The organism is Eleftheria terrae (genome assembly GCF_030419005.1).
Taxonomy (GTDB): Bacteria; Pseudomonadota; Gammaproteobacteria; order Burkholderiales; family Burkholderiaceae_C; genus Caldimonas; species Caldimonas terrae.
In genome coordinates this window covers 4,268,643-4,295,544 of sequence record NZ_CP106951.1, presented here as the reverse complement: position 1 = coordinate 4,295,544, position 26,902 = coordinate 4,268,643, and the positions used below count along the sequence as shown (strand labels likewise).

Sequence of the window (26,902 nt, the reverse complement as noted above, 5' to 3'; positions counted from 1 at the left end):
CGGGAAGGCCAGGCTGAAAGGCTCAGGCAGGCGGGTCGAAGCGCAGGCTGCAGCCGGCCTGCTCGCTCGCATTGGCCGACAGTGCATCGAAGAAGTCCTGCGCACTGCGGGTGTCGAGCCAGCGGCCGTTGACGTACTTGTAGTGGTAGCCGCCCGAGCGGGCCGCCAGCCAGATCTCGTGCAGCGGCGGCTGGGTGTTGATGATGAGCTTGCTGCCGTTGGGGAAGCTCAGCTCCAGCAGGCCGCCGGTGCGCTGGCTGTCGATGTCGACCACGTCCTCCTGCAGCAGCTGGTCCACGCGCGCCTCGATGGCGGCCAGCACGGCATGCGCACGGGTGTGGTACTCGGCGTCGGAGAGCGGGGTGGGGTCGAGCGTCATCGCCAGTAGAATCGCCGGATGTCGAAACGGGCCCCGATTCTAGCCGCCGGTCTCTTCACTGCTCTGGCATTGGGCCTATCGGCCTGTGGGCAGAAAGGGCCGCTCTACCTGCCCGGCGCCGCACCCCGGCCCGCCGCGCCTGCTTCCGCCGCCGCCCCTGCGGCGTCGGCCCCCGCCGCCTCCACCCCCGCCTCCCGATGACCCTGCCCGGCTCCCCCTTCCTGTCCTATCGCGGCCAGGAGCTCTTCCTCGAAGACTGTTCGCTCAACGAGCTGGCGGCCCGCCACGGCACGCCGCTCTACGTCTACTCGCAGGCCGCCATGCTGGCTGCGCTGGCGCCGTACCAGCGCGGCTTCGCCGGCCGGCCCCACCTGGTCTGCTATGCAATGAAGGCCAATTCGAACCTGGCCGTGCTGCAGACGTTCGCGCGTGCGGGCTGCGGCTTCGACATCGTCTCCGGCGGTGAGCTGGAGCGGGCGCTGGCTGCCGGCGCGGACCCGCGCAAGGTGGTGTTCTCCGGCGTTGGCAAGACCCGTGCCGAAATGCGCCGCGCCCTCGAAGCCGGCGTGCTGTGCTTCAACGTCGAGAGCGAAGCCGAGCTGGAGGTGCTCTCCGAAGTGGCGGTGGCCTGCGGCCGCGTCGCCCCGGTGAGCCTGCGCGTCAATCCCGATGTGGACGCCAACACCCATCCCTACATCTCCACCGGACTCAAGGGCAACAAGTTCGGCATCGCTCACGAACGCGCGCTGCAGGCCTACCGCCGCGCGGCCGAGCTGCCGGGCCTGTCGGTGGCTGGCATCGACTGCCACATCGGCTCGCAGATCACCGCCCCCGGCCCTTACCTGGACGCCCTGGACCGCGTGCTCGACCTGGTGGAGGCCATCGAGGCGGCCGGCATCGTGCTGCACCACCTCGACCTCGGCGGCGGCCTCGGCATCCAGTACACCGACGAGCAGCCGCCGGCAGCCGATGCGCTGATCGGCCAGCTGCTGGCGCGCATCGACGCACGCGGCCATGGCCATCGCACCGTGATGATGGAGCCGGGCCGCTCGCTGGTCGGCAATGCCGGCGTGCTGCTGACCGAGGCGCTCTACCTCAAGCCCGGCGAGGCGAAGAATTTCTGCGTGGTCGATGCGGCGATGAACGACCTGATGCGCCCGGCCATGTACCAGGCCTACATGCGCATCGAGCCCTGCCTGCGCCGCGACGAGCCCGCCGCCAGCTACGACGTGGTCGGCCCGGTCTGCGAATCGGGCGACTGGCTGGGCCGCGACCGCGAGCTGGCGGTGCGCGCCGGCGACCGGCTGGCGGTGCTGTCGGCCGGGGCGTATTCGATGAGCATGGCCAGCAACTACAACACCCGCGGCCGCGCCGCCGAGGTGATGGTGGTGGGCGCTCAGGCCCATCTGGTGCGCGAACGCGAAGCGGCCACCGAACTGTTCCGCGGCGAGCACCTGCTCGCCTGAGCGCCACCCGCCGTGCCCGGCGGGCCGCCCTGCCGGCGACGGCCGGCCGGCGTCAGGCGCTCTTCAGGATCACCAGGCCCTTCAGGTACTCCCCCTCGGGGAAGTTGATCGTCATCGGATGGTCGGGCGCCGCCCCCAGGTGGGCATAGATCAGGCCGTCGACCTGCGCGTCCATGCCGGCACCGGCCACGATCTTGTGGAACAGCTCGTTGCCGATGCCCCCCGAGCACGAGAAGGTGAACAACGCGCCGCCCGGCTCCAGCAGCTTGAACGCCAGCCGGTTGATGTCCTTGTAGGCCCGCGCCGCCCGCTCGGCATGCGAGGCGGTGGGCGCGAACTTCGGCGGGTCCAGCACGATGGCGTCGAAGCTGCGGCCTTCCTTCAGGAAGCGCCTCAGCGTCTCGTTGACGTCGGCGTCAAGCGCCTGGTGGCGGGCCGCCTCGAAACCGTTGAGCCGCACATGCGCCTCGGCCCGCTCCAGCGCCGGGCCGGAGGAGTCCACGCTGACGACCTCGGCAGCCCCGCCCGCCAGCGCGGCCACGCTGAAGCCACCGGTGTAGCAATAGCAGTTCAGCACCCGCTGGAAGCCGAAGTGCCGCACGGTCTCGGCAAACAGCTTGCGGTTGTCGCGCTGGTCCAGGTAGAAGCCGGTCTTGTGGCCTTGCGCCACGTCCAGCGTCAGCTGCCATTCGTGCTCGCGGATGGTCAGCTCGGTGGCCCCCTCGCCGCGCAGCCAGCCGGTCACGGGCTGCAGGCCTTCCAGGCCACGCACACCGGAGTCGGACCGCTCGTAGAGCCGGCTGAGGCCGGTCGCCTGCAGCAGCAGGTCGGCGATGGTGGCTTTCCAGCGCTCGGTGCCCGCCGACAGGAACTGCGCGCTCAGCGTGTCGCCGTAGCGATCCACGATCAGCCCCGGCAAGCCGTCGGCCTCGCCGTGGATCAGCCGCACCGCGTCGCTGGCCACCGGCAGGCGTTCGCGCACGGCCAGCGCCCGGCGGATGCGGCGCTCGAAGAAGCCGGCGTCGATGCGCTCGGCCTCGTCGAAGCTCCAGGCCCGCACGCGGATCATCGAGGTGGGGCTGTAGGCGCCCCAGGCGAGGAAACGGTCGTCGCTGGAGACGATCTTCACCGTTTCGCCGGCGTCGCCGCCGCCGCGGGCGATGCTGCCCTGGAAGACCCAGGGATGGCGGCGCAGCAGCGAACGCTCCTTGCCTTCGCGCAGTGTGATGACTTTCATGAACTTCTTGCTCGACTTGCTGGGGGCCCGGCGGGCCCGGAATCAGGTGTTGCGCTTGGCGCGTGGATGGGCGGCGTCGTAGACCTTGGCCAGGTGCTGGAAGTCCAGACGGGTATAGACCTGGGTGGTGGCGATGCTGGCATGTCCCAGCAGCTCCTGCACCGCCCGCAGGTCGCCGCTGGACTGCAACAGGTGGGACGCGAAGGAGTGCCGCAGCATGTGGGGATGCACATGGGTCGGCACGCCGGCCTGGATGGCGCGCTGCTTCAGCCGCACGCGCACCTGCTGAGGCGTCATCCGGGTGCCGCGCTCGTTCACGAAGAGCGGCGCCGCATCGCCCCGCAGCAGTGCCGGCCGCCGTGCCAGCCACGACTGCAGCGCAGCCAGCGCGGCCGAGCCGATCGGCACTGCGCGCCGTTTGGCACCCTTGCCGAGCACATGCGCCTCGGCCGCGGCCAGGTCCACATAGCCCTTGGCCTGCGCGCTGGCCTCGGCATCCAGCCCGACCAGCTCGCTGATGCGCAGGCCGCAGCCATAGAGCATCTCGACCAGACAGCGGTCACGCGCCTCCAGCACCGGATCGGCGTCGGGCTGCTGCAGGTCGGCCAGCTGCATCGACTGCTCCACCGACAAGGCCTTGGGCAGCGGCTTGGGCGACTTGGGCGGGCGCACGCCGTCCACCGGGTTGAGCGCCACCTCGCCCTCCCGGCCCAGCCAGCGGAACAGCCCGCGCCAGGCGCTCAGCGTCTTGCCCAGCGTGCGGCCGGAACGCCCCTGCCCATGCAGCGTGGCCATCCAGCGGCGCACATGGTGGGGCTGCACCTCCTGCAGCGACAGCTTCGCCTCGGCGGCCATCGCGGCCAGGACGGCCAGCTCGGCCGCATAGGTGTCGAGCGTGAGCGGCGCCACCCGGCGCTCCACGCGCAGGTGCTCCAGGTATCGCTCGATGCGCGCGTCCATGGCGGCCCGGCCCGGAATCAAACGGGCGGCAGCAGCCGCGACAGGCCGGCGCTGGCCAGCTCACCCACCCGCATCAGGAACTCGGTCCCCATGTCGGCGCTGTAGCGCGTCGGGTCCGGCGAGGCCAGCACCAGCAGGCCGAAGGCCGGCAGGTTCATGCCGTGACGCAGCGGCACCAGGGCCACCGACATCACGCTGGCCGGGTCGTCCAGCCAGGACACCGGCTCGAAGCCGGAATTGACGCCGCAGTAGGGCAAGGTCAGGCTGGTGGCGAAGGAGCGGGTGTCGTCCTTCACGCCTTGCGCAAAATCGTGCCCCGCATACGCCGGCGCCACGCCCCACACCCGGATGCCGGCCTGCGGGATCATGAACTGGTCCTTCAGCTCGCGCACCATCAGGGCCGGGATCTCGGCCGGCTCGGTGGTCAGCATGACAGCACGCGTCCAGCGGTGCAGCCGGTCGGCGATGGCCATGTTCTCCTGGCCGTGGCGGATCATCTCGACCAGCTTCAGCTCCAGGCCCTTGTTCTTCTCGCGCAGCAGCTCCATCTGCCGCTCTTGCAGCGAGACGGCCCGGTTGCCGTGCGGGCTGGTCAGCCGGATGGTCGCCAGCAGCTCGGTCTGCCGCTCGAAGAAGCCGGGGGTGTTCGCCAGGTAGTTGGCGATGTCGTCTTCGGTGATACCTTGGATGCTCATGATTCGGGTCGTGGTGAAGGGCCGAGGACGGCGGCAGGCACGGGGTCGGCAAGCGGCACCACCTGGCCGAGGGGTTAGAGGTCGATCTCGCCTTCGAAGACCGTCACGGCAGGCCCGGTCATCAAGACCGGCGCATCGCCGCCCGGCCATTCGATGCGCAGCCGCCCGCCACGGGTCTCGACCTCGACCTCGCGGTCGAGCCAGCCCAGCCGGATGCCGCAGACCACCGCCGCGCAGGCGCCGGTGCCACAGGCCAGCGTCTCGCCGGCGCCCCGCTCGAAGACACGCAGGCGCACCTGGCGGCGCGACACCACCTGCAGGAAGCCGGCGTTGACGCGCCGCGGAAAGCGCAGGTGCCGCTCGATCTGCGGCCCCCAGTCGGCCACCGGCGCGGTGTCGACATCATCGACGCGCAGCACCGCATGCGGGTTGCCCATGGAGGCCACCGCCACCCAGGCGGTGTCGGCACCGAGCGCCAGCGGCCATTGCTCGGCCTCGCCCAGCGCCCGCGGCTGCAGGCCGCTCGTGTCGAAGGGCACGCGGGCCGGCTCGAACACCGGCGTGCCCATGTCCACCGTGACGCGGCCGTCGGCCTGCAGGCGAGGCTCGATCACGCCGCTGATCGTGCGCACGCGGATGGCGGCCTTCGTGCTCAGGCCCCGGTCGTGCACGAACTTGGCGAAGCAGCGGGCGCCGTTGCCGCATTGCTCGACCTCGCTGCCGTCGGCATTGACGATGCGGTAGCTGAAGTCGATGCCGGGCTCCGGCGCCGGTCCCACGATCAGGATCTGGTCGGCACCGACACCAAAGCGCCGGTCGGCCAGCCGGCGGTAGTCGTCGGGGCCCAGGTCCAGGGGCTGGCGGGTCGCATCGAGCACGACGAAGTCGTTGCCCGCGCCCTGCATCTTGGTAAAGCGCAGCTTCATAAGGGGGCGATTATCCGCCGGCTGGCGAGCAGAGACGACTCAGGGCGGCCGAAGGAGGGCGGAGAGCGCGGAGCAGCCCCGCCCCTGCCCTGCCAGAGGCGTGCCTGCCTGCCCGCATGCCGGGCGCCGCGGCGCCGCGTGCGCGTCGCGGTGGATGCACTGCCCGCTGCCAGACGCCCGGCCGGGCGCTCAATACAGCTTCGGCTCCCCGTCCGGCCGCGTCTTGAAGCGCTTGTGCACCCAGAGGTATTGCGCCGGGTTCTGCCGGATCTCGGACTCGATCCAGCGGTTCATCGCCAAGGCGTCGGCCTCGGGCTGGTCGGTCGGGAAGTGGCTCCAGGGCGGCAGGAAGCGCACGCGATAGCCCTGGCCGCCAGGCAGGATCTCGGCCACCACCGGCTGCACCACCATGTTCAGCGCACGCGCCATGCGCGACGGCGCCAGCAGCGTGGCGGCCGGCACGCCGAAGAAGGGCACGAAGGCGGCGTCCTGGCGGCCGAAGTCCATGTCCGGCAGGTTGAAGAAGGGCGAGCCCTGCTTGATGCAGCGCATCAGCGGCTTGGCCGACTCCTGCCGCGAGAAGATCTGCGAACGGCCGAAGCGCAGCCGCCCCTTGCGGATGGCGGCGTCAAAAACCTTGTTGCTCTGCGCCTGGTAGATGGAAGCCGCGGTCTTCTGGCCATAGAGTTGCACCGCGGCGCCCGCCACGTCCAGCCCCATGAAGTGCGGCACCAGCCACATCACCGGGCGCTCGCTGCGGTCGGCCAGGCCGACGTCGCCTTCCACGTGGATGAGCCGGCGCAGCCGCGCTTCGCTCGCATACCAGAGCAGCGAGCGCTCCAGGATGCTGCGGGCCAGCCACTGGAAGTGGTCACGCGCCAGCGCCTCGCGCTCGGCGGGGCCGAGCGCAGGCAGGCACAGCTCGATGTTGCGCAGCGCGATGCGCCGCCGCGACCCGGCCAGCCGGTACAACAGCCGCCCCAGCCCCCGCCCCAGCGCCGCGAGCCAGGGCAGCGGCAGCCAATGCAACAGCCACAGCAGGCCGATCAGCAGTCGTGCGCCCATGCTCAGCGGGCCCCCGCCTGGAACTGCGGGTCCTGGCGCGGCTCCTTGTAGCGGTGATAGCCCCAGAGGTACTGCTGGGGGCACTGGAGGATGAGTCGTTCCATCGCTTGGTTGATCTGGGCGGCGGCCGATTGTGCTTGATCCTCGCCCGCTTCCGGCAGCGGCTCGTCCAATGCGCTCACATGCACCAGGTAGCCCCGTCCACGCGGCAGTCGCTCGCCCCAGGTCAGCAGCACCCGGGCGCCGGTCTGCTGAGCCAGCCGGGCAGCCAGCGTCATGGTGTAGGCCGGGCGGCCGAAGAACGGCGCCCACACGCCCAGCCCTTCCGGTGGCACCTGGTCCGGCAGCAGGCCCACTGCCTGCCCCTGGCGCAGCGCACGGATCATCTGCCGCACGCCGGCCAGCGTCGCCGGCGCCGTGGCCAGTCCGGGGCGCTGGCGCCCGCCATCGACGATGGGACGGATGGCCGCCTTGCGGGCCGGCCGGTACAACACCGTCAACGGGCCGTGCCGCGGCCCGAACAGCTCGGCATACGACTGCGCCGTCACCTCGAAGCTGCCGAGGTGCGGCGTGAGGAAGATCACGCCGCGGCCGGCGGCGTAGGCCTCATGGATCAATTCGCTGCGGGTCCATGTCACCCGGTCGCCGAACGGCCGGTCGGCCGGACGCATCCACAGCCAGGGCAGCTCCATCACCATCTGCCCCGCCGCCGCGATCGCCGGACGCACCCGGGCCCACGGCAGGCCGGCCTGCGTGACGTTTTCGCGGAAACGGCGACGGTAGGTCGGCGAGCCCCACCAGGTCAGCCAGCCAAGAATGGAGCCAAAGACGTGCAAAACCCTCAGGGGGCACCGAGAAAGCAAGCGAAAGAGAGTGAGCATGTTTCTATAATCGCGCGGTCGCCGGTTTAAAGAACAACTTGCGGGGCGGCGCGGGGTCCAAGGATAGCGAGGCCTCGCTGGACATTGGTCCAACAAGTACCGCTAAAGCGTTCGCCGCACCTCCAAACACCTGTGCCGGCAACGCGTCCCAGGGTCAACTTATTGGAGTCACACCGTGGCGAACGATTTTCTCTTCACTTCTGAATCCGTGTCCGAGGGTCATCCGGACAAGGTGGCCGACCAGATCTCGGACGCCATCCTAGACGCGATCTTCGAGCAGGACCCGCGCTCCCGCGTGGCGGCCGAGACCCTGTGCAACACCGGCCTGGTGGTGCTGGCCGGCGAAATCACCACCAACGCGCATGTCGACTACATCCAGGTCGCACGCGACACCATCAAGCGCATCGGCTACGACAACACCGAGTACGGCATCGACTACAAGGGCTGCGCGGTGCTGGTGGCCTACGACAAGCAGAGCAACGACATCGCCCAGGGCGTGGACCACGCCTCCGACGACCACCTCAACATGGGCGCCGGCGACCAGGGCCTGATGTTCGGCTACGCCTGCGACGAAACGCCCGAGCTGATGCCCGCGCCGATCTACTACGCCCACCGCCTGGTCGAGCGCCAGGCGCAGCTGCGCAAGGACGGCCGCCTGCCCTGGCTGCGCCCGGACGCCAAGAGCCAGGTCACGATGCGCTACGTCGACGGTCGCCCGCACAGCATCGACACGGTGGTGCTGTCCAGCCAGCATTCGCCGGAGATGAGCGACGGCACCAAGATGAAGCCCGAGTTCATCGAAGGCGTCATCGAAGAGATCATCAAGCCGGTGCTGCCGGCCGAGTGGCTGAAGGAAACCCGCTACCTGGTCAACCCGACCGGGCGTTTCGTGATCGGCGGCCCGCAGGGCGACTGCGGCCTGACCGGCCGCAAGATCATCGTCGACACCTACGGCGGCGCCTGCCCGCACGGCGGCGGTGCGTTCTCGGGCAAGGACCCGTCCAAGGTCGACCGCTCGGCCGCCTATGCCGCCCGCTACGTGGCCAAGAACATCGTCGCGGCCGGCCTGGCGCGGCAGTGCCAGATCCAGGTGGCCTATGCCATCGGCGTGGCCCAGCCGATGAACATCACGGTCTACACCGAAGGCACCGGCAAGATCCCCGATGACAAGATCGCGGCCCTGGTGCGTGAGCACTTCGACCTGCGGCCCAAGGGCATCATCCAGATGCTGAACCTGCTGCGCCCGATCTATTCCAAGACGGCCGCCTACGGCCACTTCGGCCGCGAAGAGCCCGAGTTCAGCTGGGAAGCCACCGACAAGGCAGCCGCCCTGCGCGCCGCCGCCGGCCTGTAAGGCGTGCGCAGCCTGCCGCATGGCAGGCCCGGCCCCGCCTTCCAGGCACCAGGACGCCGCCCCGGCCACCCGGCCCGGGCGGCTTTTTCATGCCCGCGCCGCGATCAGCGCCCGCGCCAGCTCGGCAAAACCGCGGCCGCGCTCCGCCCGGGTCACATAGCGTGGCAGGTGTGCCAGCCGGGGCACGAAGCGCGCGATGTTGGCCACGCCCACGCTGTGGCGGAAGCGTTCGAACATCACCTGGTCGTTGGTGGAGTCGCCGACGTAAGCCCAGCGGTCGAGTTCGGCAAAGAGGTCAACGCCGAGCAATTCCCGAGCAATCCAGACCGCGCCGGTCCACTTGCTGTGGCTGCCGATCCAGCCGTTGACATGGATGGAGCTGACCGTCGCGGTGAGCCCCTCGGAGCGCATCAGCGCCACCACCTGCTCGATGCGCTCTGGCGGCAGGCAGGCGAACTCGCCATGGTCGATGGCGATGTCGGTCAGGCGGCCCGCACTGTCCTGCGCCAGCGCGGCGCCCGGCACCTCGGCCAGCACCCGCGCCGCCACGTCGGCCAGGCGCCGGGCGTTGCGGGCGCGGGTCGCCGCGTCCTGCACGAACCACTGCCGCCCGTCGGGCAGCAGGGCCAGCGCGCCGTTCTCGGGCACGATGGCCGCCACCGGCCAGCGGCTGGCAAAGGGCAGCGACCAGCCCATCGGCCGGCCGGTGACCGCGATCACCACCAGGCCGCCCTCGCGCAGGGCATGCAGGGCCTGCAGCGCCTCGGGCTCGATGGCGCCGTCGCAGGTCAGCGTGTCGTCGATGTCGGTGAAGACGCCCCGCAGCGCCCGGCGCTCGCCGGGCGGCCAGTCGGCCAGCGGCCGCATGCGCGCCTCAGGCCGCTTTCTGCAGCACCAGCCCGGCGTGCTCGCGCAGCGGGTGGAAATGGATCTTCGGGAAACGCTCCTGCGTCAGCCGCAGGTCGTAGGGCGAGGTCATCAGGTAGGCCAGCGTGTCGGCCGCATCCAGGGCCAGCTTGCTGCCATTGGCGTCGGTGAACTTCTTCAGTTCCTCCGCGCTGTCCGCGGTGATCCAGCGCGCGCCGACGAAGCGCGACGGCATCAGGCGCACGTCCACGCTGTACTCGGCCTTCAGGCGGTGCTGTACCACCTCGAACTGCAGCTGGCCGACCGCGCCCAGCAGCATCGCGCCGCCTTCCTGCGGGCGGAAGACCTGGATCGCGCCCTCCTCGCCCAGTTGCAGCAAGCCAGCCTGCAGCTGCTTGCTCTTCATCGGATTGGCCAACTCGACCGCCTGGAACAGCTCCGGCGCGAAGAAGGGCAGGCCGGTGTACTGCAGCGACTCGCCTTCGGTGATGGTGTCGCCCAGCTGCACCCCGCCATGGGTGGTGAAGCCGATGATGTCGCCGGCATAGGCCTCGTCCACCGCCTCGCGGCGCTGCGACAGGAAGGTCACCACGCTGGTCGGCCGCAGCTCCTTGCCGGTGCGCTGCACCTTCAGCTTCATGCCCTGGGTGTAGCGACCGGAATAGACCCGCACGAAGGCGATGCGATCGCGGTGCGAGGGGTCCATGTTGGCCTGCACCTTGAAGACCACGCCCGAGAACTGCTCCTCGTCCGGCTCCACCCGGCGGGTGGTGGTCTGCCGCGGCGCCGGCGGCGGCGCCAGGTCGACCAGCGCGTCCAGCACCTCCTGCACGCCGAAGTTGTTGACGGCCGAGCCGAAGAACACCGGCGTCTGCTTGGCGGCGAGGAAGGCCTCCATGTCGAAGGCCGGCGCGGCCGCGCCCAGCAGCTCGATGTTCTGCTCGGCCAACTCGAAGTCGTGCCCGAAGCGCTGGCGCAGGGCTTCGGCCTCGCTCAGCGGCACCGTCTCGTCGTCGGTGAGGCGGTCGGCGCCGGCCTTGAACAGCCGCATGTTCTGCTGGCGCAGGTTGACGATGCCGCCGAAGGCCTTGCCCTGGCCCACCGGCCATGTCATTGGCACGCAAGGCATGCCCAGCTCGGCCTCGATCTCGTCGAGCAGCGAGATCGGGTCGCGCCCTTCCCGGTCCATCTTGTTGACGAAGGTGATGATGGGCGTGTCGCGCTGGCGGCAGACCTCGATCAGGCGCTTGGTCTGCGCCTCCACGCCGTTGGCCGCGTCGATCACCATCAGCGCCGAGTCGACCGCCGTCAGCACGCGGTAGGTGTCTTCCGAGAAGTCCTTGTGCCCCGGGGTGTCGAGCAGGTTGACCACATGGTCGCGGTAGAGCATCTGCATCACCGAGCTGGCCACCGAGATGCCGCGCTGCTTTTCGATCTCCATCCAGTCGGAGGTGGCATGGCGCGAGGCCTTGCGCGCCTTCACCGAGCCGGCGATGTGGATGGCGCCGGAGAACAGCAGCAGCTTCTCGGTGAGCGTGGTCTTGCCGGCGTCCGGGTGGGAGATGATGGCGAAGGTGCGGCGACGCCGCGTTTCAGAAGTGAAAGACACGAACAAGTACTCCAGACGAGCCCGCGAGGGGTGAGCGCTGGCTCACTGGGGCTCTTCAAACGGCGGCAGGCCGACGGCGCCGGGGTGGCGCGAAGCGGAATCCTACCGGTTTTGCGGGCCGAAAAACGCGAATGGCACCGAAACGCCCCACAAGCGGCCGCCGGCTGTCTACAATTGCAGCCTTCCGAGGAGCGTTGCAAGGCCCCGCTGCCGCCCTGGCCCCCGCCAGCGCGCCGCCAGCATCCGGCCCCAGGCTCGGAACTTCATTTGCAACCGCGCTCACCCGCATGTGTCCTGCCGGGTGAGCTCGACCCTCCAGCCCCCAGTGCACAGCGGTTTTTCCTCTTGGAGAAACGAATGAACGCTGTCGTCAAACCCCTGCACACCACCCACGAAGGCGTGGATTGCGTCATCGCCGACCTGTCGCAGGCTGCCTGGGGCCGCAAGGAAATCAAGATCGCCGAGACCGAGATGCCCGGCCTGATGGCCATCCGCGAGGAATTCGCGGCCCAGCAGCCGCTCAAGGGCGCGCGCATCACCGGCTCGCTGCACATGACCATCCAGACCGCCGTGCTGGTGGAAACGCTGCAGGCCCTGGGCGCCCAGGTGCGCTGGGCCTCGTGCAACATCTTCTCGACCCAGGACCATGCGGCCGCCGCCCTGGTGGCCGCCGGCACCCCGGTGTTCGCCTACAAGGGCGAGTCGCTGAAGGACTACTGGGACTACACCCACCGCATCTTCGAGTTCGGCCCCAAGGGCGCCGAGGGCGAAGGCCCCAACATGATCCTCGATGACGGCGGCGACGCGACGCTGCTGATGCACCTGGGCAAGCGCGCCGAGAAGGACCCCTCGGTCATCGCCAACCCCGGCAGCGAGGAAGAGCAGGAGCTGTTCGCTGCCATCAAGGCGAAGCTGGCCGAAGACAGCACCTGGTACAGCCGCAAGAGCGCCCAGATCATCGGCGTGACCGAGGAAACCACCACCGGGGTGCACCGCCTCAACGAGATGTCGAGCAAGGGCACGCTGCTGTTCCGCGCCATCAACGTCAACGACAGCGTCACCAAGAGCAAGTTCGACAACCTCTATGGCTGCCGCGAGTCGCTGGTGGACGGCATCAAGCGCGCCACCGACGTGATGGTGGCCGGCAAGATCGCGGTGGTGGCGGGCTATGGCGACGTGGGCAAGGGCTCGGCCCAGGCGCTGCGCGCCCTGTCGGCCCAGGTCTGGGTGACCGAGATCGACCCGATCTGCGCCCTGCAGGCCGCGATGGAAGGCTACCGCGTCGTGACGATGGAATACGCGGCCGACAAGGCCGACATCTTCGTGACCGCCACCGGCAACAAGGGCGTCATCACCCACGAGCACATGGCCCGCATGAAGGACCAGGCGATCGTCTGCAACATCGGCCACTTCGACAACGAGATCGAGGTCGCCTCGCTCGAGAAGTACCAGTGGGAGGAGATCAAGCCCCAGGTGGACCATGTGATCTTCCCGGACGGCAAGCGCATCATCCTGCTGGCCAAGGGCCGGCTGGTGAACCTGGGCTGCGGCACTGGCCACCCGAGCTATGTGATGTCCTCGAGCTTCGCCAACCAGACGATTGCGCAGATCGAGCTGTTCACCCGGCCCGACTACTACGCCGTCGGCAAGGTCTACGTGCTGCCCAAGCACCTGGACGAGAAGGTCGCCCGCCTGCAACTGAAGAAGCTCAACGCCCAGCTCACCGAGCTGAGCGAGGAGCAGGCCGCCTACATCGGCGTGCCGCAGCACGGCCCCTTCAAGCCCGACACCTACCGCTACTGATCGCCACGGGCCTGCCACGATGCGCGCCGACCAGTTGCTGGTGAGCCAGGGCCTGGCACCGAGCCGCTCGGCGGCCCAGCGCCTGATCGAGCGCGCGGCCGTGCAGTGGCAGGGCCCGCGCGGCTGGGCCGTGGTGCGCAAGGCCGGCGAAGAGCTGCCCGAGGGCAGCGCGCTGCAGTTGCTCGACGACGCCGAGCTGCGCTTCGTCTCGCGCGGCGGCCTCAAGCTGGACGGCGCGCTCGCCCACACCGGCCTGGACGTGCGCGGCCGCGACTGCCTCGACGTCGGCCAGAGCACCGGCGGCTTCACCGACGTGCTGCTGCAGCGCGGCGCCGCCCGCGTGGTGGGCGTGGACGTCGGCCACGGCCAGCTGCATCCGCGGCTGCAGGCCGACGCCCGCGTGTTGGCCTTCGAGGGTGTCAACGCCCGCGACTGGAGCGGCTCGCGCTTCGCCACCGAATGCCACGGCCAGCGCTTCGGCCTGGTGGTGGCTGACCTTTCCTTCATCCCCCTGACCCGCGTGCTGCCCTCGCTGGCCGGCTGGCTGGCGCCCGGCGGCGACGCGCTGCTGCTGGTGAAGCCGCAGTTCGAGGTCGGGCCCGCCCATGTCGGCAAGGGCGGCCTGGTGAAGGACGCGAGCCAGTACCCGCTGCTGGAGGCCCGCGTGCGCGAAGGCTGCGCGGCGCTCGGCTGGCAGGTGCACGACTATTTCGACAGCCCCATCACCGGCGGCGACGGCAACCGCGAATTTTTCGTCTGGGCGGCCCTTGGCGCCGCCCCGGCGCCAGAGGAACCACGATGACTCCATCCCCGCACCGCTTGCCGGTCAGCCTCGAATTCTTCCCGCCCAAGACGCCCGACGGGGTCGACAAGCTGGCCGCCGTGCGCCAGAAGCTCTATGCGCTGCAGCCAGCTTATTGCTCGGTGACCTACGGCGCCGGCGGCTCGACGCAGGACGGCACCTTGCAGGCGGTGCGTGCCATCCTGGCCGAGGGCCATGACGCCGCGCCGCACTTCTCGTGCATCGGCGCGTCCCAGGACAGCATCCGCGAGAAGCTGCAGCAGTTCCGCCAGGACGGAATCCGCCGCCTGGTCGCGCTGCGCGGCGACCTGCCCTCCGGCTACGGCGGATTCGGCGAGTTCCGCCATGCCAGCGACCTGGTCGCCTTCATCCGAGCCGAGACCGGCGACCACTTCCACATCGAGGTGGCCGCCTATCCCGAGACCCATCCGCAGGCCCGCTCGCCGGAAGCCGACCTGCAGGCCTTCGCCACCAAGGTACGGGCCGGGGCCGATGTGGCCATCACGCAGTACTTCTACAACGCGGACGCCTACTTCCGCTTCGTCGACGACGTGCGGCGCATGGGGCTGGACATTCCGGTCATCGCCGGCATCATGCCCATCACCAACTCGACCCAGCTGATGCGCTTCTCCGACACCTGCGGCGCCGAGATCCCGCGCTGGATCCGCAGCCGGCTGCAGGCCTTCGGTGACGACCGGGACTCGATCCAGGCCTTCGGCCTCGACGTGGTGACCCAGCTGTGCGACCGCCTGCGGCGCGAAGGCGCCCCCGGCTTCCACTTCTACACGATGAACCAGGCCACCGCCACCACCGAGATCTGCCGCCGGCTCGGCCTGGCCGCCTGAGGCAGGGGCGCGCCGCCGCTGCCTCAGGCCCTGACCTGTCTCAAGGGCCGGCGAGGCGCCGCAGCCACCGCCGCCGGCCTTTGACCTCGGGCAAGGCCGCCACGGCCGCCGGGCCGTGCAATACGTGTCGGGAATGTTCCCCGCAAGCTCTCTCGACACAACATGAAGATCAAGACCCTCACCGGCGTCGTCGCCCTGGCCCTGGCCACCCTCGCCCCTGCCGTCCAGGCCGAAGACCAGCCCTGGTTGCTGCGTGTGCGCGCGGTGAACCTGGACAGCGCCAACAAAGACAGCACCGGACTGGACCTGAACGTCAACGACAAGGTCATCCCCGAGTTCGACGTCTCCTACTTCTTCACGCCCAACCTGGCGGCCGAGCTGGTCCTGACCTATCCGCAGAAGCACACGGTGCGCTCCGGCGACACCCGCATCGGCAGCCTCAAGCACCTGCCGCCCACGCTGCTGCTGCAGTACCACTTCGACGCGACGGCCGGCTTCAAGCCCTACCTGGGCGCCGGCATCAACTACACCCGCTTCTCCAGCATCGACCTGCCGGCGGGCGTGAGCATCGACAAGAACAGCGTCGGCCTGGCGCTGCAGGCGGGGGTGGACTACGCGCTGAGCAAGAACCTCTACCTCAACCTCGACCTGAAGAAGGTGCAGATCCGCACCGACGTCAGCGCCGCCGGCGACAAGCTGGGCCGCCTGAAGGTCGACCCGCTGCTGCTCGGCATCGGCATCGGCATGCGCTTCTGAGACCCGGCCGACCGCAAGGGCCGGCGCCCGCGCTCAGCGGGCTTTCAACCGGGGCGGCGAGAATGGTGGTTTTACCGCTGCTTGCATGTCCGCCCTCGCCCCCGCCCGCGCCATCGCCCGCCACCCGGAATTCCGCCGTGGCGCGCGCGACATGCTCAACCTCTCACTGGGCGTGGCTGCCTGGGGGCTGGTGACCGGCGTCGCCATGGTCAAGAACGACCTGCCGGTGCCCCTGGCGGTGCTGATGTCGCTGCTGGTGTTCGCCGGCAGCGCCCAGCTCACCGCCATCCCGCTGATCGCCTCCGGCGCGCCCATCTGGGTGGTCTGGGCCACCGCGCTGTGCATCAACCTGCGCTTCGTCATCTTCAGCGCCATGTGGCGGCCCTACTTCGCCCACCTGCCGCGCTGGCAGCGCTGCCTGGTGGGCTATGTCAGCGGTGACCTGAACTACGTGATGTTCATGAAGCGCTTCCCCGATGCCGGGCCGGTGCCCGAGCAGCTGCCCTACTTCTGGGGCGGCGTGACAATGAACTGGGTGGCCTGGCAGGGCTCGTCGATGGCCGGCATTGCGCTGGCCAATGTCATCCCGGTCGAATGGGGCCTGGGCTTCGCCGGCGTGCTGGCCCTGCTGGGCATCACCTGCTCGATGCTGCAGGACAAGGCCACCTGGCTGGCCTGCGGCACGGCCGCGGCTGCGGCGGTCGCGGCCTACGCGCTGCCGCTCAAGCTCAACATCCTGGTTGCGATCGCCGCCGCCGTGGCAGTGGGGCTGGCCATCGAGGCGGCCGAGCAGGCCCACCGCCGCTCGCGCGCGCGTCGCGAGGAGTCGACACGATGAGCACCTGGGAGACCATCCTCACCATCCTCGGGCTGACCTTCATCACGGTGCTCACCCGCGCCTTCTTCCTGATCCCCGAGCAGGACCTGCCGCTGCCCGGCTGGGTGCGCCGCGGCCTGCGCTATGCGCCGCTGGCGGCGCTGGGCGCGGTCATCGCGCCTGAGGTGCTGATGACCCAGGGCCACCTGCTCGCCACCTTGCAGGACGCCCGCCTGCCCGCCACGCTGGCGGCGGCCGGCTACTACTTCTGGCGCCGCGGCATCCTGGGCACCATCCTGGTCGGCATGGCGGTCTTCCTGCCGCTGCGCATCGGCCTCGGCTGGTAAGGCGCGAGGCCGCCGTAACCACTCGGAGCCGGACGTCCCGGCCGGGCGCGGCACAATCCCTCTGTTGTTCGCGGACGAAGGCGGGCCTGCCCTGCCCCGGCCGCGCCGGTCTTCCTTATCGAAAACAGAGAACGAGCATGAACGTACTGCGCTTTTCCGATCTGATCAGCCAGGGCAAGGTCCAGGGCCAACGCGTCTTCATCCGCGCCGACCTGAACGTGCCCCAGGACGACGCCGGCAACATCACCGAGGACACCCGCATCCGCGCCTCCATCCCCGCCATCCGCCAGGCCCTGGACGCCGGCGCCGCGGTGATGGTCACCTCCCACCTGGGCCGCCCGACCGAGGGCGAATTCAAGCCCGAGGACTCGCTCGCCCCGGTGGCCAAGCGCCTGGGCGAGCTGCTCGGCCGCGAGGTGCCGCTGGTGTCCAACTGGGTCGACGGCGTGCAGGTGCAGCCGGGCCAGGTGGTGCTGCTGGAGAACGTGCGCCTGAACAAGGGCGAGAAGAAGAACAGCGAGGAACTGGCCCGCAAGCTGGCCGCGCTGTGCGACATCTTCGTGCACGATGCCTTCGGCACCGCCCACCGCGCCGAAGCGTCCACCTATGGCATCGCGCAATTTGCCAAGGTCGCCTGCGCCGGGCCGCTGCTGGCCGCCGAGATCGATGCCATCACCAAGGCACTCGACAATCCCAAGCGCCCCCTGGTGGCCATCGTCGCCGGCTCCAAGGTCTCGACCAAGCTCACCATCCTGCAGGCCCTCGCCAAGAACGTCGACCAGCTGGTGGTGGGCGGCGGCATCGCCAACACCTTCATGCTGGCCGCAGGCCTGCCGGTGGGCAAGTCGCTGGTGGAAGCCGACCTGGTGGACCAGGCCAAGGCGGTGATCGAGGCCATGAAGGCGCGCGGCGCCGAAGTGCCCATCCCGCAGGACGTGGTGGTGGCCAAGGAGTTCAAGGCCGACGCGCCGGCCACCGTCAAGGCCGCGACCGACGTCGCCGCCGACGAGATGATCCTCGACATCGGCCCGAAGACCGCCCAGCTGCTGGCCGACAAGCTGAAATCGGCCGGCACCATCGTCTGGAACGGCCCGGTCGGCGTGTTCGAGTTCGACGCCTTCGCCCACGGCACCGAGACCATCGCCCGCGCCATCGCCGACTCACCCGCCTTCTCGATCGCCGGCGGCGGCGACACGCTGGCGGCCATCGCCAAGTACGGCATCGAGCCGCAGGTCGGCTACATCTCGACCGGCGGTGGCGCCTTCCTGGAGATCCTGGAAGGCAAGACCCTGCCGGCCTTCGAGATCCTGCAGAAGCGCGCCGCCGGCTGATCCCGCCCGCGCCGCAAGCCGCCCCGCGCCCGAGCCCGGCCGCGGGGCTTTTTGCTTTCGAGGGGCGCGTCGCTCCTCGGCAACATCCCGCGTCTGATACAAAAAAGACCGCCGCAGAGGCCCGGACTTGTAACTCAGGCACCCGGTTTGCAGCGGATAATTGGAACAAAGTTACGAACCCGATACCGGAGACTGCCCCCCATGTCGCGCGCCACCAAGATCGTTGCCACCCTCGGCCCCGCCTCGTCCACGCCTGAAGTCCTGGAGCGCATGATCATCGCCGGCGTCGATGTCGTGCGGCTGAACTTCTCGCACGGCAAGGCGCAGGACCACATCGACCGCGCCAGCATGGTGCGCGAGGCGGCCGCCCGCGCCGGCAAGCAGGTCGCGATCATGGCCGACCTGCAAGGCCCGAAGATCCGGGTCGGCAAGTTCGACGGCGGTCGCACCTGGCTGGAGAACGGCCAGCCCTTCATCCTCGACGCCGGCCTCACCGAACTGGGCAGCAACGAGCGTGTCGGCCTCGACTACAAGGCACTGCCGCGCGACGTGAAGCCCGGCGACGTGCTGCTGCTCAACGACGGCTTGATCGTGCTGACGGTGGACCGGGTGCAGGGCGAGGAGATCCACACCTTCGTGAAGATCGGCGGCGAGCTGTCCAACAACAAGGGCATCAACAAGCAGGGCGGCGGCCTGACCGCGCCGGCCCTGACCGCCAAGGACATGGAAGACATCAAGACCGCGATGAGCTTCCAGTGCGAGTACCTGGCAGTGTCCTTCCCGAAGAACGCCACCGACATGGAAATGGCGCGCCAGCTGGCCAACGTGGCGGGCGAGCCGTGGCGCCACAAGCCGCACCTGATCGCCAAGATCGAGCGCAGCGAAGCCATCCCGGTGCTGGAGCAGATCCTGAAGGCCAGCGACGGCATCATGGTGGCGCGCGGCGACCTGGCGGTGGAAGTGGGCAATGCGGCGGTGCCGGCGCTGCAGAAGCGCATGATCAAGATGGCCCGCGAGATGGACAAGGTGGTGATCACCGCGACCCAGATGATGGAGTCGATGATCGTCAACCCGGTGCCGACCCGCGCCGAGGTGAGCGACGTGGCCAACGCCGTGCTGGACGGCACCGACGCGGTGATGCTGAGCGCGGAGACCGCCGCCGGCAAGTACCCGATCGAGACCATCGAGCACATGGCCGCCATCGCGCTGGAAGCCGAGCGTGCCGAAGAGCTGACGCTGGACGCGGACTTCAAGAACAAGCACTTCGGCCGCATCGACCAGTCGATCGCGATGGGTGCGCTGTTCACCGCCCACCACCTGGGCTGCAAGGCCATCGTGGCGCTGACGGAGTCGGGCTCCACCGCGCTGTGGATGAGCCGCCACAAGATCCACGTGCCGATCTTCGGCCTCACCTCGCAGCCGCTGTCGCAGCGCAAGATGACGCTGTACCGCAATGTGCGCCCCATCCTGATGCCGACCTACACCGACCGCGACACGGCGCTGGCCAAGGCCGAACAGCTGCTGGTGGAAGCCGGCATGCTGAAGCCGGGCGACACCTATGCCATCACTTGCGGCGAGCCGATGGGCTACCCCGGTGGCACCAACATGCTGAAGGTCTGCCGCGTCGGCGGCTGACGCCGGCGCGGACACGGTGCCACGGGCCGTTCACGGCCCGCGGCTGTCCGCTCAATCCATGCGCAGCGACACCCCGGTCAGGAACAGCGCATCGCCGCGCTTCACCCCCTCGCCGGGATCGGTGTTGTAGCGATAGGTCAGGCCTGCCGTCAGGCTCAGCCGCTGCGTCATCGCCACCGCCAGCCCCGAATCGAATTCCGCCCGCCAGACACCCGGCTGGTTCAGCTGCGGCAGCAGGCTCAGCCGCTGCTTGAAGGAGGTGGTCTGGCTCAGGCGGAAATTGGACTCCTCGGTGAGCACTGCCTCGAAGCGGCCGTAGCGGCTGCGCACCCGGCCATCGAGCTCCACCGGATCGACGAAGCGGTCCTGCGTGTAGCCCAGGCCGCCCGAGATGTCCCAGAAGCCGCGCTCGTTGCGCACCAGGTGGTAGCCCACCCCGCTGGATGCCATCCAGCGGTGCGCCAGGTTGGCCGGCCGGTCGCGCTGATACTCGCCGCGGCCGAAGCCGAACCAGCGGTCCGACAGATCGCGGTTGTAGTCGCTGCCCAGGGCGGCGCGGTTCGCGGAGGTCCTGCCCTGGTTGCGTCCATAGAGGGCGCGGCCGACAAGGGTGAGCTTGTCATGGTCGGTGGCACGCACGCTGTCGGCCGCCAGGTTGAAGCTGGACGCCTTGGTATTGCCAGTCGCATAGCTTGCCGAGGCGCCGAAGAGGTGGCGCCACTGTCCGTCGGGCTTCACGGTCACCTGCGCCTGCACGAGGCAGGGCAAGGAAAGCAGACCCCAGGACAGAGCAAGGAAGGATGTTCGCATAGGCATTGACTACTGCACAGGTTAAGGATCGAGGGAGCCCCCCAATCTAGGGGGACACCTCGGGGCCTGTGTTGCGAATCGTTTGCCATGTGAGCAACTCCGCCAGCGACCAGCCAACCGCCGGCGCTGCATGCGCGCTTCGAGCAGGAGCGCCACTGCCAGTGGAACCCCTGGCAGGTACGGCAGGTTTCTTCGAATTTCGAACATTCTCGGCAAGGGCTCACCGGGCTGCAGGGCGCGCCGGCATTGAGAAGCCTTCCGTCACCTTCCCTTCCGACAGCCACATTAGAATCCGCCCGATTACCTTGCGGTTTCACGGCTTTCGCCTATTTCACGAGAACAGGGCGGCAGCCGGAGGGCGCAGCACCGGTTTCTAACTCCCAGGGGCCCCACCATGCCACTCGTCTCGATGCGCCAGCTGCTGGACCACGCCGCCGAAAACGGCTACGGCATTCCAGCCTTCAACGTCAACAACCTGGAACAAGTCCAGGCCATCATGAGTGCCGCCGAGGAAGTCGGCGCGCCGGTGATCATGCAGGCCTCCGCAGGCGCGCGGAAGTACGCCGGCGAAGCCTTCCTGAAGCACCTGATCCAGGCGGCCGTTGAGGCCTACCCGCACATCCCGGTCGTGATGCACCAGGACCACGGCCAGTCGCCCGACGTCTGCCGTGGCGCGATCGACCTGGGCTTCAGCTCGGTGATGATGGACGGCTCGCTGCAGGCCGATGGCAAGACCATCGCCAGCTACGAGTACAACGTCGAAGTGACCAAGAAGGTGGTCGACCTGGCGCACGGCCTGGGCGTCACCGTCGAAGGCGAACTGGGCTGCCTGGGCTCGCTCGAAACGATGAAGGGCGACAAGGAAGACGGCCACGGCACCGACGCCACGATGACGATGGACCAGCTGCTCACCGACCCCGAGCAGGCCGCCGACTTCGTCAAGCAGACCCAGCTGGACGCCCTGGCCATCGCCATCGGCACCAGCCACGGCGCCTACAAGTTCACCCGCAAGCCCACCGGCGACATCCTGGCCATCAGCCGCATCAAGGAAATCCACGCCCGCATTCCGAACACCCACCTGGTGATGCATGGCTCCTCCAGCGTGCCGCAGGACCTGCTGGCCGAGATCCGCAAGTACGGCGGCGACATGAAGGAAACCTACGGCGTGCCGGTCGAGGAGATCCAGGAAGCCATCAAGTACGGCGTGCGCAAGATCAACATCGACACCGACATCCGCCTGGCGATGACGGCGGCCATCCGCAAGTTCTTCGTCGAGCATCCGGAGAAGTTCGACCCGCGCGAATACCTGAAGCCCGCGCGTGAAGCGGCCAAGAAGATCGTCAAGCAGCGCTATGTCGAGTTCGGCTGCGAAGGCCAGGCCGGTAAAATCAAGGCCATCCCGCTGGCCGAGGTGGCCAAGCGCTATGCCTCGGGTGAGCTGGCCCAGGTCGTTCAGTACCGCCAGGTGGCCTGACCCTCGTTGTCAGCGCCCCGGCGCCTGCCGGCACACAGCCCGCTCCTGCAGCGGGCTTTTTCTTTTCTGCTGCTGGAGACTGCGCCCGTGACTGCTGCCCTGCTCAACTCGTCGATCTCGTCGCTGCCGCTGCTGGCACGCGGCAAGGTGCGAGACAACTATGCCGTCGGTGAAGACCGCATCCTGATGATCGCGAGCGACCGGCTCTCGGCCTTCGACGTCGTGATGGGCGAGCCCATTCCCGGCAAGGGCGAGCTGCTGACACGCATGGCGCTGTTCTGGTTCGACAAGCTGCAAGGGATCGTGCCCAACCACCTCACGGGCGAGCTGCCGGAATCGGTGGTCGCCACCGAGGTCGAGGTGGCCCAGGTGCGTGGCCGCTCCATGCTGGTCAAGCGGCTGAAGCCGCTGCCGGTGGAGGCGGTGGTGCGCGGCTACCTGGCGGGCAGCGGGTGGAAGGAGTACCAGGCTTCGGGCGAGGTCTGCGGCGTCAAGCTGCCGGCCGGCCTCAACAATGCGAGCAAGCTGCCGGCGCCCATCTTCACGCCGGCCACCAAGGCCGAGATGGGCGACCACGACGAGAACATCTCCTTCGAGCGCATGGTCGACATCGTCGGTGCGGACCTGGCCGAGCGCATCCGCAGCGTCTCGATCCAGCTGTACCAGACCGCGGCCGATTTTGCGCTGACCAAGGGCATCATCATCGCCGACACGAAGTTCGAGTTCGGGCTCGATGCCGACGGCACGCTGACGCTGATGGACGAGGTGCTGACGCCCGATTCCTCGCGCTTCTGGCCGGTGGAAGGCTGGCGCGAGGGCATCAACCCACCCAGCTACGACAAACAGTTCGTGCGCGACTGGCTGGAGCAGGCCCAGGTCGATGGCCGCCCCTGGAACAAGCAGGCGCCGGCGCCCGCGCTGCCGGCCGAGGTGGTGGAGAAAACCGCTGCGAAATACCAGGAAGCGCTGACCCGGCTGATGGGCGAGTGATTCCGCACGCCCGCTGGCATCCGCGGGGCACCGTGGCTGGCCGGCGGCACAGGGCGGCCACTCCTCGCCAGTCAGCGGGCGGCAGCCCGCCCGGGGGGCGCCCGCCCGGGCGCCCTGCACCGACTCAGAACAGGGCCATGCTGAGCTTGCGGCGGTACTGGTCCACCACCGGGTCGGCCGAGGCCACCACCGCCTTGCCGGCGACCTCCAGCGTGCCCTTCTTGGCCTGCGGGTCGGCGGCGGGCGCCGGGGCCGGCTTGCTCATCAGCTCCAGGATGGCGACATAGGCCTTGCGGGCGGCCTCGTCCTTCCACTTCTTGTCGCGCATGATGATCTCCAGCAGCGCGTCCATCGCGTCGGTCCAGCGCTGGGCCGCGAAGTGCTGGCTGGCCAGCTCGAAGCGGGCATCGAAATCGCGCTTGTTCGCGGCGATGGCCGCCTCCAGCGCATCCAGGGAGCGAGCGTTGGCGCTCTGCTCGCAGGCAGCGATCCACTGGCCGAAAGCGGCCACCCGCGGCTCCACCAGGCTCTTGCTGGCCACCGGCTCGAAGGCCAGGCGCGCGTCGCTGGCACGGCCGGCCTGCAGCAGCAGCTTCACATAGTCGAGCCGCGCGGTGTCGTTGGCCGGGTCGATCGCGATGGCTTCCTGCAAGCGCTCGATGGCGCCTTCAGTGTCGCCTTCCTCGGCCAGGCTGCCGGCTTCCTCGGCGGCGGCATCGGCGGCCAGCTCGGCCTCCGGCGGCACATGCTTGTCGAGGAACTGCTCGATCTGGGCCTGCGGCAGCGCGCCGACGAAGCCGTCGACCGGCTGGCCGTCGCGGAACATCACGCAGAACGGGATGCTGCGCACGCCGAACATCTGCGAGAGCTGGCCCGCGATCTCGGGCTGCTCGTCGGAGTTCAGCTTGGCCAGCACGAAGCGGCCGGCGTACTCGGTCTCCAGCTTTTCGAGCATCGGGCCCAGGCTGCGGCAGGGGCCGCACCAGGGAGCCCAGATGTCGAGCAACACCGGCTGCGCCATGGAGGCCTGCAAGACCTCGGATTCAAAATTCTGAAGAGTGATATCGATCATGAACGAAATCCTTGGGGACAGCAGATGGGGCCACAACGCCCGGGCGCAAGGTCCCGCCTAAAATCACGCCTTATTTCCCGCACCGGAGCGCTCAGTTGAGTCAGTCGCCCCTCGTCGGCGTGGTCATGGGGTCCAACAGCGATTGGGACGTCATGCAGAACGCTGCACAGATTCTCGCCGAGTTCGGCCTGTCGTATGAGGCGCAGGTCGTCTCCGCCCATCGCATGCCGGACGACATGTTCCGTTATGCCGAAAGCGCCGCCTCGCGCGGACTCAAGGCCATCATCGCCGGCGCCGGCGGCGCCGCCCACCTGCCCGGCATGCTGGCCGCCAAGACCACCGTGCCGGTGCTGGGCGTGCCGGTGCCGAGCAAGCACCTGCAGGGCGTCGACTCGCTGCATTCCATCGTGCAGATGCCCAAGGGCATTCCGGTCGCCACCTTTGCCATCGGGGCGGCCGGCGCGGCCAATGCGGCGCTCTTCGCGGTGGCGATGCTGGCCAACGAGCAGCCGCAGCTGCGCGCGCGGCTCGAGGACTTCCGCGCCCGCCAGACCGAGCTGGCCCGCTCGATGACCCTGGGCCCGCTGCCGGGCACCACCCCATGAGCGCCGCGCAGGCTCCCCTGCTGCCAGGCTGCGCCACGCTGGGCGTGCTGGGCGGTGGCCAGCTGGGCCGCATGTTCGCCCATGCGGCCCAGCAGCTCGGCTTCGCTACCGTGGTGCTCGACCCTGATCCGGCCAGCCCGGCCGGCCAGATCGCGCACCACCACCTGTGCGCCGACTATCTCGACGAGGCCGCGCTCGACGAGCTGGCCAGCCGCTGCGATGCCATCACCACCGAGTTCGAGAACGTGCCGGCACCCGCCCTGTCGCGGCTGGCACAGCGCCGGCCGGTGGCGCCGGGCGCCGCGGCGGTGGGCATCTGCCAGGACCGGGCCGAGGAAAAGGCGCATTTCATGCGCCTGGGCGTGCCCTGCGCGCCGCATGCACTGATCGACAGCCAGGCCGCCCTCGACGGGGCCGATGCCGCCTTGCTGCCGGGCATCCTGAAGACCGCCCGCCTTGGCTACGACGGCAAGGGCCAGGTCACGGTGCACAGCCGCCAGGACCTGCAGGCTGCCTGGGACCAGCTCGGCCGCGTGCCCTGCCTGCTGGAGAAGCGCCTGGAGCTGGCCTTCGAGGTCAGCGTGATCGTCGCCCGCAACACGCAGGGCGAGCTGGTGCACTTCCCGCTGCAGCAGAACCTGCATCGCGGCGGCATCCTGGCCGTCACCACCGTGCCGGCGCCCGACCTCACCGCGGAGCTGCAGGCGCGTGCCATCGCGGCGGCCGAGACGGTGGCGGCCGAGATGGGCTATGTGGGCGTGCTGTGCGTCGAGTTCTTCGTGCTGAAGGACGGCAGCCTGGTCGCCAACGAAATGGCGCCCCGCCCCCACAACTCGGGCCACTACACGGTGGACGCCTGCGACGTCTCGCAATTCGAGCTGCAGGTGCGAGCGATGACCGGCCTGCCGCTGGTCGCGCCGCGACTGCATTCGCCCACCGTGATGCTCAACCTGCTGGGCGACCTGTGGTTCCGCAACGGCGAGGCCGAGGCCACCCCGCCCTGGGAGGCGGTGCTGGCCCTGCCGGGCACCCACCTGCACCTCTACGGCAAGCAGTCGGCCCGCCCGGGCCGCAAGATGGGCCACCTCAATGTCACCGCCGGCAGTACCGCGCAGGTGCGCGAGGTGGCGCTGCGCTGCGCCGAACTGCTGGGCCTGCCGGCCTTCTGATCCGGAGCACCGCACCCGTGGCACGCATTCTCGACGGACATGATCCGCAGCACCTGGCCGAGGCCGTGGACGCCCTGGTGGCGGGCCGGCTGGTGGCCTTCCCGACCGAAACGGTCTATGGCCTGGGCGCCAATGCCGCCGATGACGCCGCCGTGGCCCGCATCTTCGCCGCCAAGGGCCGGCCGGCCGACCACCCGCTGATCGTGCATGTGGCCCATATGGAGGCCAGCCAGCCGCTGGCGGCGGCCATTCCGCCGGCCGCCCAGTCGCTGATGACGGCCTTCTGGCCCGGTCCGCTCACCGTCATCGTGCCGCGCCGCCCCGGCGTGGCCGAGGCGGCTGCCGGCGGGCAGGACACCATCGGCCTGCGCTGCCCGGCACACCCGGTGGCCCGCGCGCTGCTGGAGGCCTGTGCGCGGCGCGGCGTGCCGGGCCTGGCCGGGCCCAGCGCGAACCAGTTCGGCCGCGTCAGCCCCACCACCGCCGAACATGTGGCCGGCGAGTTCGACGCCGACGTGCTGGTGCTCGACGGCGGCGCCTGCCAGGTCGGCATCGAATCGACCATTGTCGACTGCTCGCGCGGCCGGCCGGTGCTGCTGCGTCCGGGCATGATCGGCCGGGCCGAGATCGAGGCGGTGCTCAACGAGCCCCTGCTCGACCGCGACGCCCAGGCGCCGCGCGCGCCCGGCACGCTGGAGGCCCACTATGCGCCACGCGCCCAACTGCGACTGATGAGCGCCGACATCCTGCAGACCGCGCTGCAGGTGCTGGGCGACAGCTCGCCGAAGCTGGCGCTATATTCGCGGACCGTGCGCGCGCCGCGCGGCATGCAGTACCGCCGCATGCCCGCAGACGCCGCCGAGGCGGCACAGCAGCTGTTTGCTGTCCTGCGTGAGTTCGACGCCGCGGGCGCCGAACTCATCTGGGTCGAGAGCCCGCCGTCGTCCCCCGAGTGGGACGGTGTGCGCGACCGGCTGGCCCGTGCCGCGGCGTCCTGAGCGGCCTTG

The 26,902-nt window shown here is 69.4% G+C and carries 27 protein-coding genes and 1 riboswitch; of the genes, 16 read left to right on the top strand and 11 right to left on the bottom strand.

All coding sequences use genetic code 11. The annotated features are described in order from the left end of the window. Nucleotides 1–22 precede the first annotated feature (22 nt). The gene (gene cyaY / locus N7L95_RS19230; RefSeq protein WP_301256864.1) at nt 23–379 is read right to left on the bottom strand and encodes an iron donor protein CyaY; all 357 of its coding nucleotides are present in this window, start codon (nt 377–379) and stop codon (nt 23–25) included. A gap of 18 nt (nt 380–397) precedes the next feature. Here cyaY and lptM point away from each other — a divergent pair, with 18 nt between their 5' ends. Then, the gene (lptM, locus tag N7L95_RS29630) at nt 398–580 is read left to right on the top strand and encodes an LPS translocon maturation chaperone LptM (protein WP_363324848.1); all 183 of its coding nucleotides are present in this window, start codon (nt 398–400) and stop codon (nt 578–580) included. Further along, the gene (lysA, locus tag N7L95_RS19225; protein WP_301256863.1) at nt 577–1,845 is read left to right on the top strand and encodes a diaminopimelate decarboxylase; all 1,269 of its coding nucleotides are present in this window, start codon (nt 577–579) and stop codon (nt 1,843–1,845) included. Before lptM ends, lysA begins: the two co-directional genes overlap by 4 nt. A 52-nt stretch (nt 1,846–1,897) precedes the next feature. On the opposite strand, the gene N7L95_RS19220 is transcribed toward lysA, so the two are convergent. The 6 genes from N7L95_RS19220 to N7L95_RS19195 all read right to left on the bottom strand — a co-directional run bounded on the left by N7L95_RS19220 (nt 1,898) and on the right by N7L95_RS19195 (nt 7,609). After that, nucleotides 1,898–3,082 carry a class I SAM-dependent rRNA methyltransferase gene (locus tag N7L95_RS19220; RefSeq protein WP_301256862.1) on the bottom strand — a complete coding sequence of 395 codons (1,185 nt, stop codon included), beginning with the start codon at nt 3,080–3,082 and terminating at the stop codon, nt 1,898–1,900. Between the two features lie 42 nt (nt 3,083–3,124). Next, on the bottom strand, nt 3,125–4,042 hold the full coding sequence (gene xerC / locus N7L95_RS19215; protein ID WP_301256861.1) for a tyrosine recombinase XerC: 918 nt from the start codon (nt 4,040–4,042) through the stop codon (nt 3,125–3,127). A 17-nt stretch (nt 4,043–4,059) separates the two neighbouring features. Beyond that, on the bottom strand, nt 4,060–4,737 hold the full coding sequence (locus N7L95_RS19210; RefSeq protein ID WP_301256860.1) for a DUF484 family protein: 678 nt from the start codon (nt 4,735–4,737) through the stop codon (nt 4,060–4,062). 74 nt (nt 4,738–4,811) lie between these two features. Next, nucleotides 4,812–5,663 carry a diaminopimelate epimerase gene (gene dapF, locus N7L95_RS19205; protein ID WP_301256859.1) on the bottom strand — a complete coding sequence of 284 codons (852 nt, stop codon included), beginning with the start codon at nt 5,661–5,663 and terminating at the stop codon, nt 4,812–4,814. A gap of 189 nt (nt 5,664–5,852) precedes the next feature. Then, entirely contained in the window at nt 5,853–6,728 is an 876-nt protein-coding gene (locus N7L95_RS19200; RefSeq protein ID WP_301256858.1) for an LpxL/LpxP family acyltransferase, read from the bottom strand. 2 nt (nt 6,729–6,730) lie between these two features. Further along, entirely contained in the window at nt 6,731–7,609 is an 879-nt protein-coding gene (locus tag N7L95_RS19195; protein ID WP_301256857.1) for a lysophospholipid acyltransferase family protein, read from the bottom strand. A gap of 175 nt (nt 7,610–7,784) precedes the next feature. On the opposite strand from N7L95_RS19195, the gene metK reads away from it, so the two are divergent. Continuing rightward, a complete protein-coding gene (metK, locus tag N7L95_RS19190; protein ID WP_301256856.1) occupies nt 7,785–8,963 on the top strand; it encodes a methionine adenosyltransferase in 1,179 nt (392 codons plus the stop codon). An 87-nt stretch (nt 8,964–9,050) separates the two neighbouring features. Here metK and N7L95_RS19185 read toward each other — a convergent pair whose 3' ends face one another. Next, nucleotides 9,051–9,830, bottom strand: coding sequence for an HAD family hydrolase (locus N7L95_RS19185; protein WP_301256855.1), 780 nt, complete (start codon nt 9,828–9,830; stop codon nt 9,051–9,053). 7 nt (nt 9,831–9,837) lie between these two features. After that, nucleotides 9,838–11,439: a peptide chain release factor 3 gene (locus tag N7L95_RS19180; protein ID WP_301256854.1), complete on the bottom strand. Its 1,602-nt coding sequence runs from the start codon at nt 11,437–11,439 to the stop codon at nt 9,838–9,840. Nucleotides 11,440–11,619: 180 nt separating this feature from the next. Continuing rightward, nucleotides 11,620–11,727, top strand: a riboswitch (S-adenosyl-L-homocysteine riboswitch). Between the two features lie 69 nt (nt 11,728–11,796). On the opposite strand from N7L95_RS19180, the gene ahcY reads away from it, so the two are divergent. The 8 genes from ahcY to pyk all read left to right on the top strand — a co-directional run bounded on the left by ahcY (nt 11,797) and on the right by pyk (nt 19,775). After that, the gene (gene ahcY / locus N7L95_RS19175; protein WP_301256853.1) at nt 11,797–13,242 is read left to right on the top strand and encodes an adenosylhomocysteinase; all 1,446 of its coding nucleotides are present in this window, start codon (nt 11,797–11,799) and stop codon (nt 13,240–13,242) included. A gap of 19 nt (nt 13,243–13,261) precedes the next feature. Then, a complete protein-coding gene (locus N7L95_RS19170; RefSeq protein ID WP_301256852.1) occupies nt 13,262–14,044 on the top strand; it encodes a TlyA family RNA methyltransferase in 783 nt (260 codons plus the stop codon). Next, on the top strand, nt 14,041–14,889 hold the full coding sequence (metF, locus tag N7L95_RS19165; protein WP_301256851.1) for a methylenetetrahydrofolate reductase [NAD(P)H]: 849 nt from the start codon (nt 14,041–14,043) through the stop codon (nt 14,887–14,889). The genes N7L95_RS19170 and metF overlap by 4 nt, the downstream gene beginning before the upstream one ends. 162 nt (nt 14,890–15,051) lie before the next feature. Further along, nucleotides 15,052–15,645: an OmpW/AlkL family protein gene (locus tag N7L95_RS19160; RefSeq protein ID WP_301256850.1), complete on the top strand. Its 594-nt coding sequence runs from the start codon at nt 15,052–15,054 to the stop codon at nt 15,643–15,645. Nucleotides 15,646–15,730: 85 nt separating this feature from the next. After that, complete coding sequence (locus N7L95_RS19155) at nt 15,731–16,483, top strand: AzlC family ABC transporter permease (RefSeq protein WP_301256849.1); 753 nt, start codon at nt 15,731–15,733, stop codon at nt 16,481–16,483. After that, a complete protein-coding gene (locus N7L95_RS19150) occupies nt 16,480–16,809 on the top strand; it encodes an AzlD domain-containing protein (protein WP_301256848.1) in 330 nt (109 codons plus the stop codon). Before N7L95_RS19155 ends, N7L95_RS19150 begins: the two co-directional genes overlap by 4 nt. Nucleotides 16,810–16,946: 137 nt before the next feature. After that, entirely contained in the window at nt 16,947–18,140 is a 1,194-nt protein-coding gene (locus tag N7L95_RS19145; protein WP_301256847.1) for a phosphoglycerate kinase, read from the top strand. A 201-nt stretch (nt 18,141–18,341) separates the two neighbouring features. Continuing rightward, the gene (pyk, locus tag N7L95_RS19140) at nt 18,342–19,775 is read left to right on the top strand and encodes a pyruvate kinase (protein WP_301256846.1); all 1,434 of its coding nucleotides are present in this window, start codon (nt 18,342–18,344) and stop codon (nt 19,773–19,775) included. Between the two features lie 51 nt (nt 19,776–19,826). On the opposite strand, the gene N7L95_RS19135 is transcribed toward pyk, so the two are convergent. After that, nucleotides 19,827–20,519, bottom strand: coding sequence for a DUF481 domain-containing protein (locus N7L95_RS19135; RefSeq protein ID WP_301256845.1), 693 nt, complete (start codon nt 20,517–20,519; stop codon nt 19,827–19,829). Between the two features lie 460 nt (nt 20,520–20,979). On the opposite strand from N7L95_RS19135, the gene fba reads away from it, so the two are divergent. Together fba and N7L95_RS19125 are read left to right on the top strand one after the other, a co-directional pair. Next, the gene (fba, locus tag N7L95_RS19130; protein ID WP_301256844.1) at nt 20,980–22,059 is read left to right on the top strand and encodes a class II fructose-bisphosphate aldolase; all 1,080 of its coding nucleotides are present in this window, start codon (nt 20,980–20,982) and stop codon (nt 22,057–22,059) included. Between the two features lie 87 nt (nt 22,060–22,146). Next, nucleotides 22,147–23,049, top strand: coding sequence for a phosphoribosylaminoimidazolesuccinocarboxamide synthase (locus N7L95_RS19125; protein ID WP_301256843.1), 903 nt, complete (start codon nt 22,147–22,149; stop codon nt 23,047–23,049). 124 nt (nt 23,050–23,173) lie between these two features. Here N7L95_RS19125 and N7L95_RS19120 read toward each other — a convergent pair whose 3' ends face one another. Next, nucleotides 23,174–24,121 carry a tetratricopeptide repeat protein gene (locus N7L95_RS19120; RefSeq protein WP_301256842.1) on the bottom strand — a complete coding sequence of 316 codons (948 nt, stop codon included), beginning with the start codon at nt 24,119–24,121 and terminating at the stop codon, nt 23,174–23,176. Between the two features lie 125 nt (nt 24,122–24,246). Between N7L95_RS19120 and purE the strand changes: the two genes are divergently transcribed. From purE to N7L95_RS19105, 3 genes are read left to right on the top strand one after another with little or no spacing between them, the layout of a single operon-like run. After that, nucleotides 24,247–24,726, top strand: coding sequence for a 5-(carboxyamino)imidazole ribonucleotide mutase (purE, locus tag N7L95_RS19115; RefSeq protein ID WP_301260184.1), 480 nt, complete (start codon nt 24,247–24,249; stop codon nt 24,724–24,726). Continuing rightward, nucleotides 24,723–25,895: a 5-(carboxyamino)imidazole ribonucleotide synthase gene (locus tag N7L95_RS19110; protein WP_301256841.1), complete on the top strand. Its 1,173-nt coding sequence runs from the start codon at nt 24,723–24,725 to the stop codon at nt 25,893–25,895. Before purE ends, N7L95_RS19110 begins: the two co-directional genes overlap by 4 nt. A 17-nt stretch (nt 25,896–25,912) precedes the next feature. After that, nucleotides 25,913–26,893, top strand: a complete 981-nt coding sequence (locus N7L95_RS19105) for an L-threonylcarbamoyladenylate synthase (RefSeq protein ID WP_301256840.1) — start codon at nt 25,913–25,915, stop codon at nt 26,891–26,893. Nucleotides 26,894–26,902 lie beyond the last annotated feature (9 nt).

Coding starts and splice junctions, on each gene's coding strand:
- cyaY (WP_301256864.1), bottom strand. CDS start 379: ATGACGCTCGACCCCACCCCGCTCTCCGACGCCGAGTACCACACCCGT.
- lptM (WP_363324848.1), top strand. CDS start 398: ATGTCGAAACGGGCCCCGATTCTAGCCGCCGGTCTCTTCACTGCTCTG.
- lysA (WP_301256863.1), top strand. CDS start 577: ATGACCCTGCCCGGCTCCCCCTTCCTGTCCTATCGCGGCCAGGAGCTC.
- N7L95_RS19220 (WP_301256862.1), bottom strand. CDS start 3,082: ATGAAAGTCATCACACTGCGCGAAGGCAAGGAGCGTTCGCTGCTGCGC.
- xerC (WP_301256861.1), bottom strand. CDS start 4,042: ATGGACGCGCGCATCGAGCGATACCTGGAGCACCTGCGCGTGGAGCGC.
- N7L95_RS19210 (WP_301256860.1), bottom strand. CDS start 4,737: ATGAGCATCCAAGGTATCACCGAAGACGACATCGCCAACTACCTGGCG.
- dapF (WP_301256859.1), bottom strand. CDS start 5,663: ATGAAGCTGCGCTTTACCAAGATGCAGGGCGCGGGCAACGACTTCGTC.
- N7L95_RS19200 (WP_301256858.1), bottom strand. CDS start 6,728: ATGGGCGCACGACTGCTGATCGGCCTGCTGTGGCTGTTGCATTGGCTG.
- N7L95_RS19195 (WP_301256857.1), bottom strand. CDS start 7,609: ATGCTCACTCTCTTTCGCTTGCTTTCTCGGTGCCCCCTGAGGGTTTTG.
- N7L95_RS19185 (WP_301256855.1), bottom strand. CDS start 9,830: ATGCGGCCGCTGGCCGACTGGCCGCCCGGCGAGCGCCGGGCGCTGCGG.
- ahcY (WP_301256853.1), top strand. CDS start 11,797: ATGAACGCTGTCGTCAAACCCCTGCACACCACCCACGAAGGCGTGGAT.
- N7L95_RS19170 (WP_301256852.1), top strand. CDS start 13,262: ATGCGCGCCGACCAGTTGCTGGTGAGCCAGGGCCTGGCACCGAGCCGC.
- metF (WP_301256851.1), top strand. CDS start 14,041: ATGACTCCATCCCCGCACCGCTTGCCGGTCAGCCTCGAATTCTTCCCG.
- N7L95_RS19160 (WP_301256850.1), top strand. CDS start 15,052: ATGAAGATCAAGACCCTCACCGGCGTCGTCGCCCTGGCCCTGGCCACC.
- N7L95_RS19155 (WP_301256849.1), top strand. CDS start 15,731: ATGTCCGCCCTCGCCCCCGCCCGCGCCATCGCCCGCCACCCGGAATTC.
- N7L95_RS19150 (WP_301256848.1), top strand. CDS start 16,480: ATGAGCACCTGGGAGACCATCCTCACCATCCTCGGGCTGACCTTCATC.
- N7L95_RS19145 (WP_301256847.1), top strand. CDS start 16,947: ATGAACGTACTGCGCTTTTCCGATCTGATCAGCCAGGGCAAGGTCCAG.
- pyk (WP_301256846.1), top strand. CDS start 18,342: ATGTCGCGCGCCACCAAGATCGTTGCCACCCTCGGCCCCGCCTCGTCC.
- fba (WP_301256844.1), top strand. CDS start 20,980: ATGCCACTCGTCTCGATGCGCCAGCTGCTGGACCACGCCGCCGAAAAC.
- N7L95_RS19120 (WP_301256842.1), bottom strand. CDS start 24,121: ATGATCGATATCACTCTTCAGAATTTTGAATCCGAGGTCTTGCAGGCC.
- purE (WP_301260184.1), top strand. CDS start 24,247: ATGGGGTCCAACAGCGATTGGGACGTCATGCAGAACGCTGCACAGATT.
- N7L95_RS19110 (WP_301256841.1), top strand. CDS start 24,723: ATGAGCGCCGCGCAGGCTCCCCTGCTGCCAGGCTGCGCCACGCTGGGC.